The sequence below is a fragment of the Arthrobacter sp. UNCCL28 genome (assembly GCF_900102805.1).
Lineage (GTDB): Bacteria > Actinomycetota > Actinomycetes > Actinomycetales > Micrococcaceae > Arthrobacter > Arthrobacter nicotinovorans_A.
Genome location: NZ_FMWE01000008.1, coordinates 101,717 through 118,340, shown reverse-complemented (window position 1 = coordinate 118,340; position 16,624 = coordinate 101,717). Strand labels below are relative to the sequence as shown.

Annotated in this window: 19 protein-coding genes; 10 read left to right on the top strand and 9 right to left on the bottom strand. The window is 62.8% G+C overall.

Annotated features, from left to right (window positions below):
- The first annotated feature begins 108 nt into the window (after positions 1 to 108).
- Positions 109 to 1,008, top strand: a complete 900-nt coding sequence (locus tag BLQ01_RS18930) for a diacylglycerol/lipid kinase family protein (RefSeq protein ID WP_026547766.1) — start codon at positions 109 to 111, stop codon at positions 1,006 to 1,008.
- Positions 1,009 to 1,068: 60 nt separating this feature from the next.
- Here the strand turns inward: BLQ01_RS18930 and BLQ01_RS18925 are convergent, their stop codons facing one another.
- On the bottom strand, positions 1,069 to 2,043 hold the full coding sequence (locus BLQ01_RS18925; protein WP_254779537.1) for a hypothetical protein: 975 nt from the start codon (positions 2,041 to 2,043) through the stop codon (positions 1,069 to 1,071).
- 69 nt (positions 2,044 to 2,112) lie between these two features.
- Positions 2,113 to 2,460, bottom strand: a complete 348-nt coding sequence (locus BLQ01_RS18920) for a hypothetical protein (RefSeq protein WP_254779536.1) — start codon at positions 2,458 to 2,460, stop codon at positions 2,113 to 2,115.
- A 165-nt stretch (positions 2,461 to 2,625) separates the two neighbouring features.
- On the opposite strand from BLQ01_RS18920, the gene BLQ01_RS18915 reads away from it, so the two are divergent.
- A complete protein-coding gene (locus BLQ01_RS18915) occupies positions 2,626 to 2,919 on the top strand; it encodes a DUF4287 domain-containing protein (RefSeq protein ID WP_091553588.1) in 294 nt (97 codons plus the stop codon).
- Between the two features lie 85 nt (positions 2,920 to 3,004).
- Positions 3,005 to 3,454, top strand: a complete 450-nt coding sequence (locus tag BLQ01_RS18910) for an SRPBCC family protein (protein WP_091553587.1) — start codon at positions 3,005 to 3,007, stop codon at positions 3,452 to 3,454.
- A gap of 9 nt (positions 3,455 to 3,463) precedes the next feature.
- Here BLQ01_RS18910 and BLQ01_RS18905 read toward each other — a convergent pair whose 3' ends face one another.
- Both BLQ01_RS18905 and BLQ01_RS18900 read right to left on the bottom strand, forming a co-directional pair.
- Positions 3,464 to 4,432 (bottom strand): beta/alpha barrel domain-containing protein, encoded by a 969-nt coding sequence (locus tag BLQ01_RS18905; RefSeq protein ID WP_091553584.1) that lies wholly within the window; start codon positions 4,430 to 4,432, stop codon positions 3,464 to 3,466.
- The gene (locus BLQ01_RS18900) at positions 4,429 to 5,679 is read right to left on the bottom strand and encodes a CaiB/BaiF CoA transferase family protein (protein WP_091553583.1); all 1,251 of its coding nucleotides are present in this window, start codon (positions 5,677 to 5,679) and stop codon (positions 4,429 to 4,431) included. The genes BLQ01_RS18905 and BLQ01_RS18900 overlap by 4 nt, the downstream gene beginning before the upstream one ends.
- 99 nt (positions 5,680 to 5,778) lie before the next feature.
- Between BLQ01_RS18900 and BLQ01_RS18895 the strand changes: the two genes are divergently transcribed.
- From BLQ01_RS18895 to BLQ01_RS18875, 5 genes are all read left to right on the top strand, one after another.
- Positions 5,779 to 6,291, top strand: a complete 513-nt coding sequence (locus BLQ01_RS18895) for a GNAT family N-acetyltransferase (protein WP_091553580.1) — start codon at positions 5,779 to 5,781, stop codon at positions 6,289 to 6,291.
- A gap of 155 nt (positions 6,292 to 6,446) precedes the next feature.
- Positions 6,447 to 7,433, top strand: coding sequence for an alpha/beta hydrolase (locus tag BLQ01_RS18890; RefSeq protein ID WP_254779535.1), 987 nt, complete (start codon positions 6,447 to 6,449; stop codon positions 7,431 to 7,433).
- A 62-nt stretch (positions 7,434 to 7,495) separates the two neighbouring features.
- Entirely contained in the window at positions 7,496 to 8,452 is a 957-nt protein-coding gene (locus tag BLQ01_RS18885) for an alpha/beta hydrolase (RefSeq protein WP_091553575.1), read from the top strand.
- A gap of 90 nt (positions 8,453 to 8,542) precedes the next feature.
- Positions 8,543 to 9,169, top strand: coding sequence for an FMN reductase (locus BLQ01_RS18880; protein WP_026547758.1), 627 nt, complete (start codon positions 8,543 to 8,545; stop codon positions 9,167 to 9,169).
- 108 nt (positions 9,170 to 9,277) lie between these two features.
- A complete protein-coding gene (locus BLQ01_RS18875; protein ID WP_026541075.1) occupies positions 9,278 to 9,634 on the top strand; it encodes a TFIIB-type zinc ribbon-containing protein in 357 nt (118 codons plus the stop codon).
- A 6-nt stretch (positions 9,635 to 9,640) separates the two neighbouring features.
- On the opposite strand, the gene BLQ01_RS18870 is transcribed toward BLQ01_RS18875, so the two are convergent.
- Together BLQ01_RS18870 and BLQ01_RS18865 are read right to left on the bottom strand one after the other, a co-directional pair.
- A complete protein-coding gene (locus tag BLQ01_RS18870; protein WP_026547757.1) occupies positions 9,641 to 10,216 on the bottom strand; it encodes a hypothetical protein in 576 nt (191 codons plus the stop codon).
- Between the two features lie 7 nt (positions 10,217 to 10,223).
- Entirely contained in the window at positions 10,224 to 10,697 is a 474-nt protein-coding gene (locus tag BLQ01_RS18865) for a hypothetical protein (protein WP_026541077.1), read from the bottom strand.
- A 590-nt stretch (positions 10,698 to 11,287) separates the two neighbouring features.
- Here BLQ01_RS18865 and dnaB point away from each other — a divergent pair.
- Both dnaB and BLQ01_RS18855 read left to right on the top strand, forming a co-directional pair.
- Entirely contained in the window at positions 11,288 to 12,676 is a 1,389-nt protein-coding gene (gene dnaB / locus BLQ01_RS18860) for a replicative DNA helicase (protein WP_026541078.1), read from the top strand.
- Positions 12,677 to 12,773: 97 nt separating this feature from the next.
- A complete protein-coding gene (locus BLQ01_RS18855; RefSeq protein ID WP_026547756.1) occupies positions 12,774 to 13,505 on the top strand; it encodes a hypothetical protein in 732 nt (243 codons plus the stop codon).
- Positions 13,506 to 13,578: 73 nt separating this feature from the next.
- Here BLQ01_RS18855 and BLQ01_RS18850 read toward each other — a convergent pair whose 3' ends face one another.
- From BLQ01_RS18850 to BLQ01_RS18840, 3 genes are read right to left on the bottom strand one after another with little or no spacing between them, the layout of a single operon-like run.
- Positions 13,579 to 14,037 (bottom strand): ribose-5-phosphate isomerase, encoded by a 459-nt coding sequence (locus BLQ01_RS18850; protein WP_026541080.1) that lies wholly within the window; start codon positions 14,035 to 14,037, stop codon positions 13,579 to 13,581.
- Positions 14,038 to 14,045: 8 nt separating this feature from the next.
- Positions 14,046 to 15,794 carry a dihydroxyacetone kinase family protein gene (locus tag BLQ01_RS18845; protein WP_091553573.1) on the bottom strand — a complete coding sequence of 583 codons (1,749 nt, stop codon included), beginning with the start codon at positions 15,792 to 15,794 and terminating at the stop codon, positions 14,046 to 14,048.
- Between the two features lie 33 nt (positions 15,795 to 15,827).
- Entirely contained in the window at positions 15,828 to 16,601 is a 774-nt protein-coding gene (locus BLQ01_RS18840) for an SDR family NAD(P)-dependent oxidoreductase (protein ID WP_026547753.1), read from the bottom strand.
- Between the last annotated feature and the right edge of the window lie 23 nt (positions 16,602 to 16,624).

The following is a 16,624-nucleotide window of genomic DNA, read 5'->3' as shown; positions in this document are numbered from 1 at the left end:
TCACGTTCATGGGCCATCCGGAACCCCCACTGGATTACGAATAGTATGGGAACTTCCGAGGAAAACTACCGCCTGAAAAGGGACCTCGCAATGAATCAGGAGCGCACTGTGGATTCTGCCCGGACCTTTGAGTCGATCGTCATCATCTTTAACCCCAACAGCACCGGGGATGCGCCCGAGTTGGCGCAGCAGCTGCATGACCGCCTGAAGGAACTCCTCACGTATCAGCCTGAGATCACGCTCCAGCCCACCGAGCACGCCGGGCATGCCGTGGACCTGGCCCGTGAAGCTGCCTCAAAGGGCGGCGACGTCCTGGTGGTTTCCGTCAGTGGCGATGGCGGTTACAACGAGGTGGTCAACGGTGTGATGCAGGCCGGGAACCCGAAGGCAGTGTGCGCCGTCAGGGCTGCGGGTAACGCCAATGACCACAGCAGGATCATTGCCACCAAGCCGTTGGAAGAGGCAATTGCGGAGGGGCGGGTCCATAACATCGACCTCCTCCGGATCCACACCGGACAAAAAGAGAATGAGCCGCTACAGTATGCGCATTCGTACATCGGTTTCGGCCTTACTCCAGTGGTGGCTACTGAGCTGGAAAAGGGCAGCAAGGGTGCTCTGAAGGAAATGGTCACGGTGATCCAGACCTTTTCCAAGTTCGAGCCCTTCGGCATCCGCCTGGCTGACGGGAAGCGCAGGAAGTTCGACAGCCTGGTCTTCGCCAATATCAATGAAATGGCCAAGTACGCCACGTTGAGTGAGGCGGAGAACCACCCTTCGGATGGCAAGTTCGAGGTCATCGTTTTCCCGCACATGCCAAAATGGCGGACGCTGCTGACGGCATTGAAGGCCACCACGCAGGGCCTGGGTGACCAGCCGAGCGTGAGCCGCTACGAATTCACCACGCTCAAGCCGCTCCCGTACCAGATGGACGGCGAAGTGAAGAGCGTCGAGGCCAACGTCAAGGTCATTGTGGAGTGTGCTCCGGGGGCCCTGGCCACGCTCGGTTAGCCCGCCTGCAGGAGCGCATCGCTGTGTCCCTGCGGGGTGCTAACCTGCGGGGCGCAGCGCCTAACCTGCAGGGACGCAGGCGGCCGTAACGAAGTCGTAGATTCGGCCACGCAGGTCATTGGACGCCGGGATTTTCAGCACGCCTTTCCTGTCTCCCACCGTGACCCGCAGCGGTAGGAGTGTCCCCACTTTGTCCTCGGCAACAGCGTGCGGATCGCAACGTGCAGGGCGAATGGTCAACGGGATTTCCTGAGGCGCCCCGCCCACGGTCACGTTGACGGGCCACGGAGCTTCGGGGGATTGCGCCAGCAGGGTGGTTTCGTCGATCGACTCAATAGTGATGCGTTCCGCGCCTTCTCCCGCTGTGGACGGTGCCGTTGGCGTAATGACAAGGCGTACGACGGCGGTGCGGCCGTCCGCTGCCACCTCCAGTTCGGGGTCCAGGACAATGCCCGCGACGGCGGCCGCCTCCGATGCGAGGCACAGCTCGCCGGCATTTCTGGAAAGGACGCCGAAAGGATCCGAAGCGCTGGTGTCTTCCTCCACAGACGCCTTGTCCGGTGCTGAGTAGGTTACCTGGGCTCTGAGTTCAGCGGACGTGCTTTCAGATGCTTCGCAGGTGGCCGCGGGCAATACTGCCGGAAGACTTTTAGGCTGATGGGGCGGCAACTCAAGGCTGCCCGCAGACGGTTCCCAGGAGATGTCACCGTTAAAGAGCGTGGATCTCAGCTGGGCGCGTGTCACGGTCAGGGGCAGATCCGTGGTGTTGGTGAGCTGCAGCAGGATGGCCTGCTTGCCGTATTGGTCCCTGGATTGATTGACCTCAACCGTGATGGGGCCATGGTTTGTGCCCGTGGTCTCTGGGCTCGAACCGCTGGAACCGCCGGGACCGCCGGAACTGGAACCGTTGGAACTTGAACCGCCGGGATCTGGCCGGCCGGAACTTGGCCCGCCGGAACCGGCGGGACCGCAGGCGGCCAAAAGCGGTACGGCCATAGCAAATACCATGCCCACCGCAATCGAACGCCACGTCATGCGATCAGTGTAGGGCGCAGGTCAACGTCAAGGGCTGGAACAGCTATTTTCCGCTGCCCAGCCGCCCTATTACTTCGACAGTGGGGACGAGTACTGCAGGTAGATCCGGAATTCCCTGCCGCCGGCGTTGGCGATACCGGTGCAGGTCTTTCGCAGGGTCCACAAGTTCAGGGGGCCACAGCGTTTAGAGGTCAGGCCCATTTCGGCTCCCAGCGATTGGGCGGTGTGTGGCGGTTGGACGTCCACAACCATTTCGCGCGAACAGCCTCCTGATCCACATTCCAGGGAAATTACTCCTGCTTTGCTGGGTGCGGGAACCGCGGGGAATCCTGCGTCGGATGGGACGCCGCCTTCATCTATTGCCGTCCAGAGAATGGAGCAAAGCCAGGCAATGAACACAACTCCAACGAACAGCACGGAGATGCATCCAGCGCGTGGCCGTGCATGAGAGTGAAACTGGTTTGCCATTGATTCCCCCAAATTCAAGATGCCAGCCTACAGGGGCCACCTGATGATTCGTTCGGCCCGGTACGATGACCGCACAAATAGATGAATTCATGAAACAGAGATGGGGCACCACTGATGTCATTCCAGGCTTACCTCGATGCCATTGAAGACAAAACCGGGCTCACTCCGCGGGAATTGGTGGGGATCGCCGAATCCAAAGGATTTAATGATCCTTCCGTGAAAGCCGGGACCATCCTTGAATGGCTCAAAGCTGACTACGACCTCGGGCGGGGACATGGAATGGCCTTGGTTCACGTCATCAAGAAAGGGCCACAGATCGACAGCAAGCATGTGGGATCGGATGGAACGCACCGGGACGAGTCGGACATACTCTGGTTGGACGGCAAGGCCACCAAGCCGGGCTCCTGACAGCCGGCGGCCTATGGCGGGCAAACAATAAGCATGCTTAGCTTAACGTCATCGCCGCGGCTACACCTGCTCAGAGAGGAACACCATGTCCACCGTGACGCAGCTGTTCACGTCCCCCGCCACTGACGTCTGGAAGGTCATCGAAGACGGCTGGCTCTATTCAGGCTGGGTGGTGGGTGCCTCAAGGATCCGCGCCGTGGACGATCACTGGCCGCAGGTAGGTTCCAAGCTGCACCACTCAGTGGGGTCGTGGCCCTTCCTGCTCGATGACAGCAGCAGGGTGACCGGCATGGAACCGGGCAAGTCGCTGGAACTTGTTGCCAGGGGCTGGCCCTTGGGCGAAGCCAAAGTGCTGATCACCATGGAAGACCTTGGGGGTAACCAGTGCAAGGTCTCCATTGAAGAGGACGCCGTGCGTGGTCCTGGAAAAGTGATACCCAAGGCCCTGCGGGACCCGGTGATAGCTGTGCGCAACCGCGAGACCCTGAGGCGTTTGGCGCTGATGGCTGCGGGCGGAGCAGGCAGGAAGAACTAGGAAACAGCATTAGGGCGCAGGCTGAAGAGGGACAGGAACCACCCAGTCAAAGGCCTCTGCCTTCGAACGCGCGCCCTGGGCCGCCTTGGAACGGTTCGGTTCACCAAGTTCGGCCAGCAATTTCTCGGACAGCGCCACGAGCTCTCCGAAAATCCCGGGAGTAAGCCACTCCGGACGGGTTGCGAAGAGAATGTCCTCGCTGGAGGTATTGCCGCTGGCGCCGGGGGCGAACGGGCAACCACCCAATCCGCCAAGGGCGCCGTCCACCATGGCGGCGCCGGCTTGAATGGCCGCGAGGGTGTTCGCCACCCCCAGGCCCCAGGTGTCGTGCCCGTGATAGACGATCCGGCGCTCAGGGGACTCGTCGCGCACGCGGGTAATAAGGCGGGAAACCTGCGCAGGGACGGCCTGGCCCAGGGTGTCGCAGATGACGATGTCCGCGGTGCCTGCAGCACGGGGATCGTTGGCAATGGAAAGGATGCGTTCCTCGGGGACGTATCCCTCAAAAGGGCAGGTGAACGAGGTCGCAATGCACAACTGGATCCGCCCGTTCACGGCACGGGAGTATTCCACAGCTTCAGGCAGCGCGGCCAGGCTCTCATCCGTGGTGCGCCCGATGTTCGCCTTGTTGTGCGAATCCGAGGCAGACAAGCAGTACTGGAAATTACGGGCACCAGCCGCTGACGCCTTGGCTACGTGTCCGGGTGTGGCTACCCAGATCCAACACTTTTCCAGTTCCTCCGGCGTGAGGGCCCGGACTACGTCCAGGGTGTTGGCCATGGTGGGGACCAGGTCTGCGCGGGCCATGGAGCCCAGCTCGATGGCGGGCACTCCCAGCCGCAGCAGTTCCCTTACGGTCTGGATCTTCTGTTCGGTGGGCAGGAGCTTGCCGGTGAGCTGGAGTCCGTCGCGCAGCGTGACGTCACGCAGGATCACGTTGCCCAGTGTTGAGGCCAGGGGGCTTTCGTACGGGTTCATGGGTGGAGGGCCTCCTCGTGGCCGGTAGCGGCCTTGATCTGTGCGGCATCCATGTTCAGGAGCCCACCAAGGATCTCCTGGGTATTTTCACCCAGGTCGGGTCCCAGGTTCCGGATGGGCAGGGACTGGTTGCCAATGACCGGAACAATGCCGGGGAAGCCGACGCCGGGGAGGACTTCCTCGCCGGTAGAGACGTCGAACTTCTGGATCATGTTGCGGGCAGCGTACTGGTTGTCCGTGCTGATATCGGCCGCCGTGTAGATGGGCCCGGCTGGAACCCCTGCAGCCTCAAGCGCCGCGAGAGCCTCGGCAGCGGAGAGCCCAGCGGTCCATTCTCCGATCGCCTGATCCAGTTCTTCGCGCTGCGCCCAGCGCCCGGCATTCGATTGCAGGGAAGGGTCCTCCGCCAGGTCCGGGCGCCCAATGGTCTGCATGTACCGCTGAAAGATCGAGTCGCCGTTGCCAGCCACCACAATACTGGAACCGTCCTTGCACAGGTATGCGTTGGACGGCGCAATCCCCTCCATTCGGCCACCCACGCGTTGCCGGTCCACGCCGTACGCCTGATAGTCCGGGATCAGCGATTCCATCATGGAGAACATGGCCTCGTTCAGCGCGACGTCGATAATGCGCTCGGTGAGGGGGGCAGCGCCTGCCGAGTCCCGGCGTCGTGCTTCACGCTGGTACAGGCTCATCACGGAACCGAAGGCGGCATACAGTCCCGCGATCGAGTCGCCAATGGAAACGCCTACCCGGACGGGAGCACGGTCCGGGTCGCCCACCAGATTGCGGAACCCACCGTACGCTTCGGCGACGGCGGCGAAGCCGGGCCGCTCAGACAGCGGTCCGGTCTGCCCAAAGGCGGAGATGCGGGTGATGATCAGGTCCGGATTCGCTTGGTTGAGGACGTCCGGTCCCAGGCCCCACTTTTCCAAGGTGCCTGGCCTGAAGTTCTCCAGCAGGATGTCGCACTTGGCAACGAGTTCGAGCACCGCCTTCCTGCCCGCATCGGTGCGAAGGTCCAGGACCACGGACTTCTTGTTGCGGTTCAGCGTCCGGTAGAGCATGGACGTGGTGCCTTTGTGCAGGCGCCAGTTGCGCAGTTCGTCGCCGGTCCCGGGCCGCTCCACCTTGATGACCTCGGCCCCGAAATCGGCCAGCAGGCGTCCTGCCGTGGGTGCCGCGATGTAGTTGCCGAGTTCCAGGACCCGGACACCGTCCAGAGGGGCGATTGCTGGCTGTGTCATGGTCTGCTTTCGTAGGTGCCGTTCAGGCGTCGGTGGCCAGATTCCACTCTATGAGCTGGCCCTCATAGTGCAAGCAATTCCGCTGATTAGACTGGGCCGATGTCTTTCACGATCCGACCCGCCCTGCCCGCTGACGTGGCGGGCATACTGGCTGTGGAGCTGGATGCGGGTCGTGTTTCCGCAACCGGATCGGGGCCGTTCACCGCGAATATGACCGCCGCTATGGTGGACCCCGCCCGTCTGGTCCTAGTGGCCGAAGCGCAGGATGACACGACGGCGGCTGGAGGTTCCGGCGTCGTGGGCTGGGCGAAAACGCACTACTGGGACCATGGCGACGGCCCGGCACCAACTGGGCACTATTTGGGTGGCGTCACTGTCCGACCCGGGTTCCGGCGGCGGGGAGTGGCTGTGGAGCTGACCCGGGCCCGCCTTGAGTGGGTGTGGGAGCGGGCGGAGTGTGCCTGGTACGTGGTCAATGCGCGCAACGAGGCCTCGTTGGCTTTGCACCGGCGGTGGGGGTTTACCGAGGTTGCCCGCGGTGCCGCCTTCCACACGCTAACGTTCGACGGCGGCGAAGGCGTCCTGCTGCGGGCGGCGCGACCGTCGGACTGACGTCGGCAAACGCCTTGGCGGCCGTAGCATGGTCCACAAGTGCGCCGACCGGGGGAGTGTGTGTGATGGGACCGTTGGAATCAATCCAAGCCAGCACGGGTAAAGACCAACCAGCAGGCGCGGGTCGATTGTCGCGGCCGGGGCGAAAACGGTCCTTGCGGCTGAAGAAGCTGGACATCGCGATCGTGCTGGTATTGATCGTCCTGCTGGTGTTGTCGGCGACGCCATGGCCTTCGGCGATGCTGATCCGGAGCGTCTTTGAGCGCGGGGCGCAGGCAACCATCGACGAGATGACACCGTATATCCCGGATACCCCGCTGCAGACCCAAGCTGGAGTGGTCTATAAGCCCGGTTCAACCTTTGACGTCTTCAGCCCCGAGGGAACCACGGCGCCCCTTCCCACGGTGGTGTGGATTCATGGGGGTGCCTGGATTTCCGGCGCGCAACGGGACGTGAATCCGTATCTCCAGATCATTGCCGCCGAGGGGTACACCACCATTGGCATGAGTTACCCCATCGCGCCCGAAGCCACGTACCCCACTGCCGTGCGTGACATCAACGAGGCCTTGGCCTACATCAAGGCCCATGCAGCCGAACTGAATGTGGACACCAGCAGGATTGTCCTGGCCGGTGACTCTGCCGGGGCCCAGCTCGCCAGCCAGATGACCACCCTGACCGTAAACCCGGAGTATGCCAACCTGATGGGGATCGAGCCGGCCCTCCAGAAGTCGGAGTTGGCGGCCACCATCCTGCATTGCGGTGTCTATGACCTCCGGGCCATGGCGGACCTCAGCGGGATCGTTGCCTGGGGTTTCAAGACGTCCTTGTGGGCGTACACGGGCACAAAGGATTGGTCCGCCACCTATGCCGGGGCCACCATGTCCACCATTGACTTCGTCACGGACGATTTCCCGCCCACTTTCATCAGTGGTGGGAACGGTGACGGACTCACCTGGCTGCAGTCGGTTCCCTACAGCAACCGCCTCAAGGATGCCGGCGTTCAGGTGACCGAGCTGTTCTGGCCCGCCACCCACGAGCCCGAACTGCCGCACGAGTACCAGTTCCACTTGAACTTTGACGAGGCCCGCGAGGCGCGGGACAGGACGTTTGCTTTCCTGTCCACACACGCCCCGCGGCGCTAAAACTTCAGCGTCCCACATGCGGAAGGTTCAAAGTATCTCCATGATGGAACTATTATTGGAGTATGACTTCCTCTCCTGACGCCGTTCAAGCCACTCGCAGGCCCGTTCTTTACTGGGCGTCCGGAGTGTGCGCGGCGGCCCTGGTCCTTGTTCCCCTGTGGATGCTGATCGGGAATCCCGCCGTTCTGCGCGGCCACCCGTTGATGCCCGCCCTGTTGGTGACTGCCGCCGTCGTCGGGCTTCTTTGGGCTGTCCTGCTGTGGCGGCGCCGCCGCGTTTCCCTGAAGCGTTCTGCATGGCGGGCCGTCGGGGCGTGGGCAGGGCGCGTGGCGGTGCTCGCGCTGGTGGCCATGCTGGTGTGGCTGAACCCTTTCGCGTACCAGCCGCCGGCCGCAGCCGGGGCAGCGGCCGGCGTCTCTATGGCTGAGGAGCCGACGGCGATCGTCCTGGCGCCCGAAGGTGGACAGGCCACCAAGGGCCTCGTCTTCTACCCGGGCGCCCGGGTTGAAGCCAGGGCCTACGTGGATATTCTCAAGCCCGCAGCGGATGCAGGAGTGTTGGTGGTGATTTTGAAGACACCCCTTAATCTCAGTTTGCTGGACGGCAACCAAGCCAGTGGTGCGATGGCGGCGCATCCGGAGATTTCCACGTGGACGGTAGGCGGCCATTCGTTGGGCGGCGTCAGTGCGAGCTCGTTCGCGCTGGGCAACCAGGACGTTAACGGCCTGCTGCTCTACGCCTCCTATCCGCTGGATTCCATGCGCGACCGCGCCGGGCTGAAGGTGCTGTCCATCTCCGGCTCGAAGGACGGACTCAGCACGCCGGAAAAGATCAATGCTTCCCGCGAACTGCTGCCCTTGGATTCCACGTTCGTGGAGGTCCAGGGCGGTAACCACGCGTTCTTCGGCAGCTATGGGCCCCAGCCCGGCGACCGCGACCCTTCTGTGGATCGCGAGGATGCGCAAGGGCAGATTTCCGCGGCCACGGTGGCGTTCCTGACCGAACTGAAGGGGAGATAGGGGTTCAGGGAATACTTCAGGGCAGCCCCCTGTTCATTGATTTAGATGCAAACGCATGTAAACTGGATGAACAAGCAACAGGAGAATGCCATGGAAACCCGCCGCATCACCGTACTTTCCGCCGGACTCGGTGTCCCGTCGTCGAGCCGCCTGCTGGCCGACCAACTGGCCGCTTCCGCCGAGCGACAGCTGCGTGCGGCAGGCTACGACGCCACGATCGACATCGTCGAACTGCGCGACCTCGCGGTGGACATCGCCAACAACTTTGTGACCGGCTATGCCGCGCCCCGTCTGGCTGAGGTGATTGCCGGCGTCGACCAGTCCGACGCCATCATCGCCGTGAGCCCTGTCTTCAGCGCCTCCTACAGCGGACTCTTCAAATCGTTCATCGACGTCCTTGATCCGAAGTCCCTGGATGGCAAAGCCGTTCTCCTCGGCGCTACGGGCGGCACGGACCGCCACCAGATGGTGCTCGACTACGCCATGCGGCCGCTGTTCACCTACCTCCGCACCAGGATTGCGGCTACCGGCGTCTTCGCGGGGCCGCAGGACTGGGGAAACACCGACGACGGCGGCTCGCCCCTCTCGGCGCGCGTGGACAGGGCTGCGGGTGAACTGGTGCAACTGCTCAGCGGCCCCCAACCAAACCGCAAGAATGATGCCCTTGAGTCATTGCCGTTCGAGCAGCTGCTGGCAGGGATCTCAGCGGGCCGTTAGTCCTGTCCGGGAAGCAGCCGCGGAAGAGGCTGCCTGGGGCAGTCCCGGTCCTTGGCTGGCCTGAACTAATTTGCACGGTTGATCGTTGGGGCAGACATGAAATGTCCTGTGGATTCCATTGACCTGGTGATGAGCGAACGAAGCGGCGTGGAGATCGACTACTGCCCGCAATGCAGGGGTGTATGGCTGGACCGTGGCGAGTTGGACAAGATCATTGATCGTGTCGCCGCGGAAACAGGCCCTGCGGCCGCCCGTCCTGCAGCTGCACCGGCCCAGCCCCCTATTGCGCCGCCGCCCCTTTACAACCCGTTCGAATCCCGTCCCCAGCAGCCGCGCTATGACGACAGGGACAGGCGTGACTACGACCGGCGGGATGGGGACAGGCGTGATGGCTACGACCGCGATGGATATGGCCGCAAGCGCAAGAAGAAGGAAGGCTTCCTCGGGGACCTGTTCGACTTCTAGGGCTTCCTAGTCGTCCAACAGTTCAATAAACTCGCGGGCCTGTTTGATGGTGATGTCCGAGTGGCGTGTCAGCGCGATGGCAGCGCCCTCGACATCGCCGCTTTTGGCGAGCGTGCGGATTCTTCCGTAGATCTCGTCATTGAGCATGTTGCTGCTCACTTCCCGGGTCACCTCGCCTTTGCTGACGATGGCCCGGTACCGGTACGGGAAACGCTCCGGCTCGTCATCGTCCTCGGCCAGCAGGTCCTTGGCGGGGACCTCGGGCGTGAACGGCTGCGGGTGCGCTGCGAGGGCACCTACGGCATCGCGCGATGCCCGTAGGCCTTCTCCGGTGGACTGGAGGTATAGCTTGATGGCTGCCATGCCTTGGCCCCGCGCAATCAGGGAGTACAGCTGCCGGTGCTGCTCCTGGTTCAGCTTGGCGGCAGATTCCCTGGCGAGCTCCACGGGATCCGTAGGGGTGTTGGCCGCTGCTGCGTCCGCCTTGGATTCGGCGGAGCGCTTGGTGAACGAGCGAATGAGCAGGAGCACGCCCGCAATGACCGCAACGAGGATCAGGAGCGGGATGAGGATGGAATCCATGGCGTTGTCAGAGCCGATCTACGTAGTTCTTGGCGGTAAGCAGGTCTGAGTGGGTGGCTTGGCGCAGAACCTTGATGGCCTCGATCTTTTTCCCGCTGCGAACCAGGTTTTGGAGCTCGAAAGCAAGCTGTGGGTTCAGTTGGCCGTTGGGAAGGACGGCGGGCTGGTGTCCGGCCTGCCCCGCCGATGCTGACCTCCCGGCCTGGGCTTGGATGGCGGTCCGGGCGTTCTCCGCCTGTTCCCGGTGGCTGGCCTCGTTCTGGCTTGGCTTGGTGGTGGCCTCGATGCGGGCCCGCAAAGCCAGTGCTTCCTGGACTTGGGACGCTTGGTGCGCAGCCGAGCGGGCTGCCAGTTCCCGCTGATACCTCTCGGCGTCGGAGACGCCGGTATCGCGCGGTTTAAAGGCCGCCGTGAGCGCCCACAGCAGGCCGACGAGGACTAGAAGCGGAAGGGCAATCGTCAACACATCACCAAAGTTCATCCCCATGCCTAGAGCTTATGCCAGAAGTTGGTTATCCACAGCACATTCCATGAACGGCATAAGCTTCCGAGAGAGTCGTGTCAAATTCAAGTGACTTTGTAAGATGCATCACATTTGGGGCATGTTTGGTGTGTTTTTTTCGCCCCTCCATGCGTGGTTGGACGCGGGGTCTGTGGATTAATCCGCGGCGAATCTTTCTTCAGTCCACAGCTTGTGAAGTACGTTTCCGCAGGTCAGGGGCTGTTTTCCTGCAAAAGAATTTCTCTATCCACAGGGTAACGCACAGTCTGTGCACAACGTGGGGCTTGTATTCCACAGGTTTTCCACAGGGGGTGTCAGGCACCTGCTGTAACGTGTCTGGAGTGTCCATTTTGGACCTGGATATCCCCTGTTGAGTTTCCCCGGACCCTGAAATAGCCACTTCTGGCGCCAGGTGGGAGATATCAGCTGTGGATAACTTGTGGATACGCTATTTTGTCCGCCCTCTCTGGCATCGTCAGAGACACCAGGCGGACCTCGTAGCCACACACTGCGCTTTACGGGCCGCCAGGGAGTAGATCTCTGCAGCGGTACACAAATGGAGGACGGCTTTGTCAGTTACGCACTTGGACTCAATCGAGGGCACACGCGCTTCGGACTCGAGCCGGAAACCTCCCCAGGACATTCCTGCCGAGCAATCGGTGCTCGGCGGCATGATGCTGTCCAAGGACGCAATCGCGGATGTGGTCGAAATTGTCCGCGGCCACGACTTTTACCGTCCGGCGCACGAGACCATCTATGAGTCCATCATCGACCTCTATGGTCGGGGTGAACCTGCTGACGCCGTCACTGTCTCCGATGAACTGACCAAGCGCGGGGAAATCAACAGGATCGGTGGTCCTGCCTACCTTCACGAGCTCATTCAGACCGTGCCCACGGCAGCCAACGCCGGGTACTACGCCGAGATCGTTGCCGAGCGCGCAGTCCTCCGCCGCCTCGTTAATGCCGGCACCAAAATCGTCCAGATGGGTTACGGCCAGGACGGCGAAGTGGAGGACCTGGTCAACCAGGCCCAGGCCGAGGTCTACGCGGTGGCGGAAAAGCGTACCGCCGAGGACTACGTGGCGTTGAAGGACGTCATGGAATCCACCGTGGACGAGATCGAAGCCTCCGGCCACCGCGGCGAAGGCATGACCGGCGTCCCTACCGGCTTCTACGAGTTGGATGAACTGACGCACGGACTCCACCCCGGCCAGATGATCGTCATCGCAGCACGTCCCGCCGTGGGTAAGTCCACGTTCGCGCTGGACTTCGCCCGTTCCGCCGCCATCAAGAACAACCTGGCTACAGTCATGTTCTCCTTGGAAATGGGCCGGAACGAGATCGCCATGCGCCTTCTTTCTGCCGAAGCCACCATTGGCCTGCAGGACCTCCGCAAGGGCACCATCAAGGACGAGCAATGGTCCAAGATTGCCACCACCATGGGCCGCATGAACGATGCTCCATTGTTCATTGACGACAGCCCCAACATGTCCCTCATGGAGATCCGGGCAAAATGCCGCCGCCTGAAGCAGCAGCACGACCTCAAACTGGTCATCCTGGACTACCTCCAGCTCATGAGCTCCGGCAAAAAGGTGGAATCCCGCCAGCAGGAAGTTTCCGAGTTCTCGCGTGCGCTTAAGCTGCTCGCCAAGGAGCTCCAGGTTCCCGTCATCGCCCTCTCGCAGCTGAACCGTGGTTCCGAGCAGCGTCAGGACAAGCGCCCCATGGTGTCCGACCTCCGTGAATCCGGCTCGATCGAGCAGGACGCCGACATGGTTATCCTGCTGCACCGTGAGGATGTCTATGACAAGGAATCGCCGCGCGCCGGTGAAGCGGACATCCTCATCGCCAAGCACCGTAACGGTCCCACCAAGGACATTGTGGTTGCGTTCCAGGGCCACTACTCGCGTTTTGCCAATATGGCAGGCGACTCAGGCGCCGGTGGCGGCGGCTTCTAGCCCCCAAACGGCGCAGTCCAGGGCAGCCAAGCAGGGCCAGTAGTCTAAGTGGGGTCCGTGTCCGCGGGCGCATCACTAAGAATTATTGGGGAAACACATGAAGAAAAATTCGCTGCTCGGATTCGGGGCATCGGCACTGGTAATTGTGGCTCTCACGGCCTGTGGTGGTGGGACGGCGGCCCCACAAGGATCAACGTCCGCCCCGGCAAGTGAGGCTGCTGCTCCGGCGCCGACGCCCGTGAAGCAGTACACCAAGGAAGAGCTCATCGGATTGGTCGGGCAGGTCAAGCTGGCCGATGGCACCACCCCCGCCGTCCTCTCCGGCGACGAGCTGCTGGCGCAGTATGACTCGGTGGTCAAGGGATTCGCGGGAGCCACCATTGAACCCGCCGCCTGCAAGGATCCATTCCTGCTCGGGGCGCCTCGCACCATCGATGGTTCCGCGGTGGCCGGCACCACCCGCACCAAGGCCAACGGTTTCATCAGCAGTGTCTCAATGACCTCCGGCGTCGATGCCGCCCGCCTCCGTGACGACTTGGAGAAGAGCAAATCCCAGGCGGAGGAGTGCAAAAAGGTCTCGTACTCCGCTGAAGGGCAGACGCTCACTACCTCTACCGAGAAGGTCGAAGGCATGGGCAAAGTACCCGGAACAGCGGGTTACAAGACCGTCATGGCCCTTCCTGACGGAAGGGTGGGTGCAATCTACATTGCCCATGCGGTCAAAGATGGTGTCCTGATCTCCGCCACGGCGTCCGCCAGCGAGGGTGTGGACGGCGGGCCGGAAGCGGCCGGTGCCCTTATGGATCAGGCAGCCGCGCTGATCAAGTAGGTTTTACGCCTCGAGGGCCGCGCAGGAGGGTTTCTTACCGCCTGCGCGGCCTTTTTCCATGCTCAGGAGGTTTTCAGCAGCCCTCGAAGTCGCTGAGGACCTTCACTTTCGCAGCTGATCCGGACGAAGGATCGAAGACGTAGCCGATCCACTCCCTGGCCAACCGGCGGGCCAACTCCACGCCCACAACCCGCTGGCCCATGGTGAGGACCTGGCAGTCATTGGACAAGATGGAGCGCTCAACGGAGAAGGAATCGTGTGCGGCTGTGGCCCTGATACCGGGAACCTTGTTGGCAGCAATTGCAACCCCGATTCCCGTGCCGCAGAACAGGATGGCCCGGTCGGCCTTGCCGTCGCGGATCATTTCACCGGCCGCGATGCCAACGTAGGGATAGGGCCTGGTGAAGTCCTCATCGGCCCGGTTTACTCCGATATCGATCACTTCAGTGATCCGGGAGTCAGCCTCAAGGTCGGCCAGAATCCTGTCTTTGTAGTCAACGCCGGCTTCGTCGGCGCCCACAATGATGCGCATAAGTTCTCCTAGGTGGTTGCTGCAACGGGGGCTGCAACGGGAACGGCAGTGAAGTGAGGCCCGACGGCGGCAAACACCATGGCGAGCGATGTCGCCCCCGGATCCGGGGTGCCGAGGCTCTTCTCTGCCAGCGGCCGGGCGCGTCCCTTCAAGGGGCGAAGTTCCGCAGTGGACGCAGCGGCCCGGGTGGCGTCGGCCGCGGCGGCGGACCAGGCTTGCTCAGGGTGGGTGCCGGCGCCGATTCGCTCCTCAAGGGAGGAGGCAAAAGGCAGCAAAGCGTCCATCATGGTCTTGTCGCCAAGCTCCGCCTTTCCGAGGCTTGCGATGCGGTCGGCGAAGGCCCGGACAGCCTGGGCGAGGACATCCGGCGTCGGGATTTCCGCATCTCCCAACCGCTCACCAAAGGCGCGCAATCCCGCGCCCCACAGCACGCCTGACGTTCCTCCGGCTCTGTCGGCCCACGCGTCTCCGGCAGCGGCCAGCAGCGAGCCGGCTCCGGCGCCGCGCCCAGAAGCAACTGCCGCTGCGTCCAGGGCTGCGACCGAGCCACGGACCATCCCGCGGCCGTGGTCGCCGTCGCCTGCTATTGCGTCCATGTCGCCGAGCATCGTTGCGGAGGTGCGCAACAGGGCTGCAGTGGTGTCCAAGGCATGCAAGCAGTGCGCGGCGTACGAGCGCGACTCCTCTGTTGAGGAGTAGTCGGCGGTGGTCGCAGCATCCAGCTCGGCGTCTGCAGCAACTGCGGAAGGAACCTCGAACCCCAGGGCACCCCTGCGGTAGGCCGGTGTCAGCGCCGGAGCGGTCCAGTACTGCTCGAGTTCCTCATCCAGCCACGTCAGCGTCAGCGAGGCACCGGCCATATCCAGGCTGGTCACCAGCTCGCCAACCTCCGGCATCACCAAGGTGTAGCCGGCTTCGCGAAGCAGCGGAGCCACGGTGCGCCAGAGGACAAAAAGTTCCTCGTGCTTGGTGGAACCCAGGCCATTGAGGATTACAGCCAGGCGGCGTGAACCGTCCGGGGGCGCTTCAGCCAGCACTCGCCGCACCAGTTCCCGGCCGAGCTCGACGGCGGATGGCAGCTCGGTATCGAACAGTCCAGGTTCGCCGTGGATGCCAAGTCCCAGGCCCATCTGCCCCTCGGGAAGGCGGAACAGGGGCTGCTCGGCACCGGGGAAGGTGCAGCCGCTGAAGGCTGTGCCGATGGTCTTGGTGAGGCTGTTGGCCTTTCGACCCAAACGAACCACAGACTCAAGGTCCAGCCCGGCTTCGGCCGCTGCACCCATGACTTTGAAGACCACGAAGTCACCGGCAATACCGCGACGCTTCTCCGACTCTGCGGGGGATGCGCTGGCGATGTCATCAGTCACCAGAACGTTTTCCGTCGGGATCCCCTCTGCGTTCAGCCGTTCGCTGGCCATGCCGAAATTCATCACGTCACCGGCATAGTTCCCGTAGGTGAACACCACACCGGCTCCGGAGTTGGCCGCTTTGGCCACTGAGTAAGCCTGCTGCGCTGACGGGGAGGTGAAGATGTTGCCCACCACGGCGCCGTCAGCGAAGCCCGGGCCGATGATGCCGGCGAAGGCCGGGTAGTGTCCGGATCCGCCGCCGGTGATAACGGCGACCTTGGGGGCTGACGGGCGGTGCCGGCGTACGGCGCCGCCCGGAACGTGCCGGACAAGGTCCGAATGGGCATCGCAGAAGCCGGCCAAGGCCTCGTCCGCAAAATCAGCTGGATCGTTGAAGATTCTGGTCATTGGGGCTCCTGGTGCTGGTGCGGGCGACGAGAGTTAGTGGATGTGGCTGCCGCCGTTGATGTCGATGGTGGTGCCGGTCAGGTAAGCCGAGTCTTCGGAGGAGAGGAAAGTGATGACTGCTGCTACTTCCTCGGTGGTGGCGTTGCGGCCCAGCGGGATGCCGGCGTTGATGGCGGCTTCCTGCTCCTCGGTGCTGCCCACGCGGATGTTGGTGTCCACGGCGCCGGGGGTGATGGCGTTTACGGTCACACCGGTCTCGCCGATTTCGCGGGCCAGTGCCTTGGTGAAGCCCAGGATGGCGGCCTTCGCAGCGGAGTAGGGCACCTTGCCGAAGACGCCGCCGCCGCGCTGGGCCGAGACCGAGGACATGTTCACAATGCGGCCCCAACCGTTGGCGATCATGTCCGGCAGGAAGGCCTTGGTGACGAGGTAGGTTCCGGTGGCGTTGACGTCCATGACCTTGTGCCACAGTTCGAGGGTGGTTTCCAGGAACGGGACGGGGGAGGTGATGCCGGCGATGTTGGCCAGTGCTCCCACGGGAGGGAGGTTTCCTGCGGCAACTTCGGCGGCGACGGCGGCTTGGGCTGCAATGACGGAGGCTTCATTGGCAACGTCGATCTCGTAGCCGAACGCCGGAACGTTGAACTCGTTGGCAATCTCGGCGGCAACCTTGGCAGACTTCTCGCCGTCCAGGTCCAGGATGACGATGCCCCAGCCCTGGTTGGCGTAGCGGCGGGCGGTGGTGAGGCCAATGCCGCGATCGGAGGTAGCTCCGGTGAGGACGGCGGTGCGCTGGATGGTGGTCATGGTGCTCCTTGAATATGAGGTGG

Coding starts and splice junctions, on each gene's coding strand:
- BLQ01_RS18915 (WP_091553588.1), top strand. CDS start 2,626: ATGTCATTCCAGGCTTACCTCGATGCCATTGAAGACAAAACCGGGCTC.
- BLQ01_RS18900 (WP_091553583.1), bottom strand. CDS start 5,679: ATGACACAGCCAGCAATCGCCCCTCTGGACGGTGTCCGGGTCCTGGAA.
- BLQ01_RS18855 (WP_026547756.1), top strand. CDS start 12,774: ATGAAGAAAAATTCGCTGCTCGGATTCGGGGCATCGGCACTGGTAATT.
- BLQ01_RS18885 (WP_091553575.1), top strand. CDS start 7,496: ATGACTTCCTCTCCTGACGCCGTTCAAGCCACTCGCAGGCCCGTTCTT.
- BLQ01_RS18840 (WP_026547753.1), bottom strand. CDS start 16,601: ATGACCACCATCCAGCGCACCGCCGTCCTCACCGGAGCTACCTCCGAT.
- BLQ01_RS18865 (WP_026541077.1), bottom strand. CDS start 10,697: ATGAACTTTGGTGATGTGTTGACGATTGCCCTTCCGCTTCTAGTCCTC.
- BLQ01_RS18905 (WP_091553584.1), bottom strand. CDS start 4,432: ATGAACCCGTACGAAAGCCCCCTGGCCTCAACACTGGGCAACGTGATC.
- BLQ01_RS18870 (WP_026547757.1), bottom strand. CDS start 10,216: ATGGATTCCATCCTCATCCCGCTCCTGATCCTCGTTGCGGTCATTGCG.
- BLQ01_RS18910 (WP_091553587.1), top strand. CDS start 3,005: ATGTCCACCGTGACGCAGCTGTTCACGTCCCCCGCCACTGACGTCTGG.
- BLQ01_RS18850 (WP_026541080.1), bottom strand. CDS start 14,037: ATGCGCATCATTGTGGGCGCCGACGAAGCCGGCGTTGACTACAAAGAC.
- BLQ01_RS18895 (WP_091553580.1), top strand. CDS start 5,779: ATGTCTTTCACGATCCGACCCGCCCTGCCCGCTGACGTGGCGGGCATA.
- BLQ01_RS18925 (WP_254779537.1), bottom strand. CDS start 2,043: ATGACGTGGCGTTCGATTGCGGTGGGCATGGTATTTGCTATGGCCGTA.
- BLQ01_RS18880 (WP_026547758.1), top strand. CDS start 8,543: ATGGAAACCCGCCGCATCACCGTACTTTCCGCCGGACTCGGTGTCCCG.
- BLQ01_RS18845 (WP_091553573.1), bottom strand. CDS start 15,794: ATGACCAGAATCTTCAACGATCCAGCTGATTTTGCGGACGAGGCCTTG.